Origin of the sequence: Streptomyces sp. NPDC059564 (assembly GCF_042735575.1) — a bacterium.
Taxonomy (GTDB): domain Bacteria; phylum Actinomycetota; class Actinomycetes; order Streptomycetales; family Streptomycetaceae; genus Streptomyces.
Map to the genome: position 1 here is coordinate 1 of NZ_JBHWBP010000493.1, position 4,401 is coordinate 4,401.

Here is a 4,401-nt window from a genome sequence, read left to right on the forward strand (position 1 = left end):
CTGCGGCCCGCGGACCCGGAGCGGCTGATCGCCGTGTTCGCGGACCGGAGTCTGTGGGGGCGCAGCGGGGGCGTGCCGATCCTGCCGTGCACCCTCGACCACAACAGCCTGGTCGGGGCGGCGGAACTGGCGTGGCAGCCGGTACTGGACGACCCGCTCGGCGCCCTGGGCGCGGCGGCCTGAGCCGGTCCCGAGGGCGCCCCGCCGGGTGCCCGCGCGGTGGCCCCGGGACCGGCGGCGGTGGCGCCGCCCGGGGCGGGCGCGCCCGGGCCTTCGCGGGCGTCAGCCGGGCGCGGTGCCGGCCGGGACCGGTACCGGCACGGTGTCGGAGACGGCCTGCGCGTCCACGGCTTCGAGCACCGGCCGGGCGGGCTCTCGTACCGGCTTGTTCACGCCGATACGGACCGTGGCGGTCGGCGCGGCCGGGGCGGGGCCGGCCCGCAGCGAGAACCACACCACCTTGCCGGGACCGTCCGGCTGCGGCCGGGCCCCCCAGGCCTCGCTGACGGCCTCCACGAGCGCGAGCCCGCGACCGCAGGTCTCCAGCGTGTCGGCCTCCCGCAGCACGGGCAGCCGTGGATCGCTGTCGTGGACGGAGACGGTCAGCCGCCCGAGGCGGAGCTCGATCTCGACCGTGCAGACCTTGTCGGGCTGCGCATGGCGGTGGACGTTGCTGAGCAGCTCCGTCACGCCGAGCGCAGCCCGGTCTATGAGCGGGTCGAGCTGCCAGTGGCGCAGTTGCGCCGAGACGATTCTGCGGACCTGACCGATCCGCGCGGGCAAGGCCTGCAGTTCGACGACGCAGTGCCTGCGGGAATGACTGATCACGGCTGCGACTCCCCGACATCAGTGTTACGGGTGCTGCACCCTCGGTAGCAGACCACCAGCGTCACCCACGGTGGCCCCGGCTGCAACCGAACGCGACCGAAAGCGATCCGCATAGAAACCCAAAGTAACCATTTGTGCAGGTGGGAGGGGTACATTGCGAAAGCAGGGGGCCACGGAACGGACAAAGGAGCAAGGCGCATGAGCACCACCGGCACCACCGGTACGACGGCCGCGGCCGCGACCGCGGGCACGGTCCTGACGACGGTCGACGTCGACCACAGCGACGCGGACTACCGCGCCTGGCTCAAGGAAGCCGTGCGCAAGGTCCAGGCGGACGCCAACCGCTCCGCCGACACCCACCTGCTGCGCTTCCCGCTCCCCGAGGCCTGGGGCATCGACCTCTACCTCAAGGACGAGTCCACGCACCCGACGGGCTCCCTCAAGCACCGCCTGGCCCGCTCGCTGTTCCTGTACGCGCTGTGCAACGGCTGGATCCGCCCCGGCCGCCCGGTCATCGAGGCCTCCAGCGGCTCCACCGCCGTCTCCGAGGCCTACTTCGCCAAGCTGATCGGCGTCCCCTTCATCGCGGTGATGCCGAAGACCACCAGCCCGGAGAAGTGCCGCCTCATCGAATTCCACGGCGGCGAATGCCACTTCGTCGACGACTCGATGAAGATGTACGAGGAGTCCGCCGAGCTGGCCGCCCGCACCGGCGGCCACTACATGGACCAGTTCACGTACGCCGAGCGGGCCACCGACTGGCGCGGCAACAACAACATCGCCGAGTCGATGTACCAGCAACTGCGCCTGGAGCGGTACCCGGAACCCACGTGGATCGTCGCGACGGCCGGCACCGGCGGCACCTCCGCGACCATCGCGCGCTACGTGCACTACATGCAGCACGACACCCGCATCTGCGTCCCGGACCCGGAGAACTCCTGTTTCTTCGACGGCTGGACCAACAACGACCCCCACGCGAGCAGCGACTGCGGCTCGCGCATCGAGGGCATCGGCCGGCCGCGGATGGAGCCGAGCTTCGTGCCGGGCGCCATCGACCGCATGATGAGAGTGCCGGACGCGGCCTCCGTCGCCGCCTGCCGCGCCCTCGAACAGGCCATAGGGCGCAAGGCGGGCGGCTCCACCGGCACCGGCCTGTGGAGCGCCCTGAAGATCATCTCCGAGATGGTGGCGGAGGGCCGCACGGGCAGCGTCGTCACCCTGCTCTGCGACCCGGGCGACCGCTACCTCGACAAGTACTACTCCGACGCGTGGCTGGCGGAGCAGGGCCTGGACATCGCCCCGTACGCGAAGACGATCGACACGCTCCTGGAGACGGGCGACTGGCGCGAGCCCGCCGCCTGAGCGGGGCGTCTCAGCCGCGACTCCGCGCCGCCAGGCGGCCGTCGAGCGTGCGCACCGCCGTGCGGAAGGAGTGGCCGAGGGCCGGGCGCGCGGCGGTCAGGGCCAGCCGGAAGGCGGCCGGGCCGTCGGCCGCGAAGGTCCACCGCACGAGCGTGCCGGGGGAGTCCCGCGCCGGGGCGAGGAGCCATTCCTCCAGCAGGGCGCGCATGCCGGGCGCGTTGGTCTCGTCGACCCGGTACGCGTAGCGCCGCCCGGGATCCGCCGCCATGATCGTCTCCTGGAAGCCGACCCCACCGGTCAGCCGGACCTCCCGTCCGGCGCCGCCGCGCGTCGGCCGGGCCAGGGTCACCGCCCGGAACCAGTCGGGCCAGCCCGTCACCTCCTCCGCGAGCGCCCGGTACACGGTGTCGGGCGCGGCGCGGACGCGGGCGGTGAAGACCAGGCGCAGCGGGGCGTCGTCGAGGAAACCCAGCCCCACGGGGCGGAGTCGGCGGGTCATGTGGTTACCCCCTGGGCGGGACGGGACCGGGTGGCCCGTGCCGCGCCACCCTAGCTGGCTGCCCGTCAGATGTCTTCGCCGGTACGGGGACCGCGGTCGGCGTGCGGTCGGTGGTGCGGTCGGTGGTGCGGCAGGCGTCCCTGCAGGTCTATCCGGCAGGTCTATCCGGCAGGGCTTTCCGGCAGGGCTTTCCGGCGGCTTCACACGCAAGGGGCCTGGGCAGCGGCGCCGTTGGGCGGGATGCTGGAGGGGCTGCCCCGCGAACCAGCCCCTCACCTGCGGAGGCCCCCGTGCCGGATCCCTTCGCCGCGTCCGCTCCCGCTCCCGCTCCTTCAGGTCCGCCGCCGGGTCCGCCGCCGGGTCCGCCGCCGGGCCCGCCGCGGCTGTCCCTCGAACTCCTCGTCCACGGAGTCGGCGGAGCCTCCCCCGGGGAGCTGCTCCGCGATCCGCACCCCGTCCGGGTCACCGGTGACGCCATAGCCGCCGTGTTCCGCCGCGCCGAGGACGCCGACGCCGAGGCCCACCCCGGGCGTTACGCCGGCCGGCCCGTGCCCGAGGCCTACTGCTGGTCCCGGCTCACCTCCGGCAACGGGGCCCGCGCCCTGTGGCTGCTGCTCCTGCCCTTCATGGTGGTCAACCTCGCCCACTGGGCCCGGCCCGCGGCCCCGCCCGCCGGGGGAGCGGGGCCGCGCGCGGTGCGTGCGTACGGGCTCCTCGTGCGGGTCGTCGCCCTCAGCCTCACCGTGCTGCTCGTCGCGGCGGCCTGCGAGGTCGCCCTGGACCTCCTCGCCTGGCAGTGCGCGGGCAACCCCGCCTGTACGCCGTCCCGTTCCTGGCTCGGCTTCCTGGGACCCGGCCGCTGGTGGGGGCAGCCCGGGCGGCGCCTCGCGCTCGGCGCCCTGCTCCCGGCCGCCCTGACCGGCCTGCTCTGGTACCTCTCGAACCGCACCTGGAGCGCCTACGAATCCCAGCCGCCCCCGGCCGGCACCACCGGGGAGGGGGCGCCCCCGCTGGGGCGGCCCGGATTCTGGTACGGGCGGCGCATCGTGGCGCGGCTGCGGGCCGCCCACACCGCCGCCGGGCTGCTCACCGTCGCGGTGGCCGTCGCCGCGCCGGCCGTCCGCCACGACCGGGCCACCGCCACCACGGCCCCCGTACTCCAGGCGGCGGGCTGGGCCGTCGAGGGGCTGCTCGCCGCCGGGGCCGCCACCGTCCTGTGGGTCGTCTGCCGCCGCGGCCGCAGCGAGACCCGGCCCGACCACCGGCTCGACCGGGCCGCGATCACCCTGCTGCCCGGCGGAGCCCTCGGCCTGCTGGCCGCCGTCCTGCTGTACGCGGGATGGTCCCGCCCCGGCTGGGTCGCGGCCGGGCGGCTCCCGGGGGACTTCGCGTTCGGGGTGCTGATGCTCGGCCAGGGCTGCTGCGTGCTGGCCCTCGCCGTCGTCGCCCGCCGCCTGCACCGCGGCGGGCCCCGGACCGGAGCCGCCCTGCGGGGCCTCGGCGGACCCGCCGTCGCCATGCTCGGGTGCGCCCTCGGCGGGGTCATGTCCGGCGGGGTCGCCCAGCGCGTCGCCGACTGGCTCGACGGCGGCGCCACCCCCGGCATGCCCGGGGCCGTGTTCCCCGGCCCGCCCGTGCTGCTGTCCTGGCAGGCCGCCGTCCTGCCGCCGCTGCTGCTCGCCCTCGCGCTCCTGGCCGCCGGGGTGGGGGTC

General features: G+C 75.2%; 3 protein-coding genes and 2 pseudogenes. 3 read left to right on the forward strand and 2 right to left on the reverse strand.

Annotated elements, in window-relative coordinates:
• A pseudogene (locus ACFV0Q_RS38800) lies at positions 1 to 183 on the forward strand (ROK family protein); the annotation flags it as partial.
• 99 nt (positions 184 to 282) lie between these two features.
• Here ACFV0Q_RS38800 and ACFV0Q_RS38805 read toward each other — a convergent pair.
• Positions 283 to 828 (reverse strand): ATP-binding protein, encoded by a 546-nt coding sequence (locus ACFV0Q_RS38805; protein WP_385012443.1) that lies wholly within the window; start codon positions 826 to 828, stop codon positions 283 to 285.
• A 198-nt stretch (positions 829 to 1,026) separates the two neighbouring features.
• Here ACFV0Q_RS38805 and ACFV0Q_RS38810 point away from each other — a divergent pair, with 198 nt between their 5' ends.
• Positions 1,027 to 2,190, forward strand: a complete 1,164-nt coding sequence (locus ACFV0Q_RS38810) for a PLP-dependent cysteine synthase family protein (RefSeq protein WP_385012445.1) — start codon at positions 1,027 to 1,029, stop codon at positions 2,188 to 2,190.
• Between the two features lie 10 nt (positions 2,191 to 2,200).
• Here the strand turns inward: ACFV0Q_RS38810 and ACFV0Q_RS38815 are convergent, their stop codons facing one another.
• Complete coding sequence (locus ACFV0Q_RS38815) at positions 2,201 to 2,689, reverse strand: SRPBCC family protein (protein ID WP_385012446.1); 489 nt, start codon at positions 2,687 to 2,689, stop codon at positions 2,201 to 2,203.
• Positions 2,690 to 2,979: 290 nt separating this feature from the next.
• Between ACFV0Q_RS38815 and ACFV0Q_RS38820 the strand changes: the two are divergent.
• Positions 2,980 to 4,401, forward strand: a pseudogene (locus ACFV0Q_RS38820) (hypothetical protein); the annotation flags it as partial.

Coding starts and splice junctions, on each gene's coding strand:
- ACFV0Q_RS38810 (WP_385012445.1), top strand. CDS start 1,027: ATGAGCACCACCGGCACCACCGGTACGACGGCCGCGGCCGCGACCGCG.
- ACFV0Q_RS38815 (WP_385012446.1), bottom strand. CDS start 2,689: ATGACCCGCCGACTCCGCCCCGTGGGGCTGGGTTTCCTCGACGACGCC.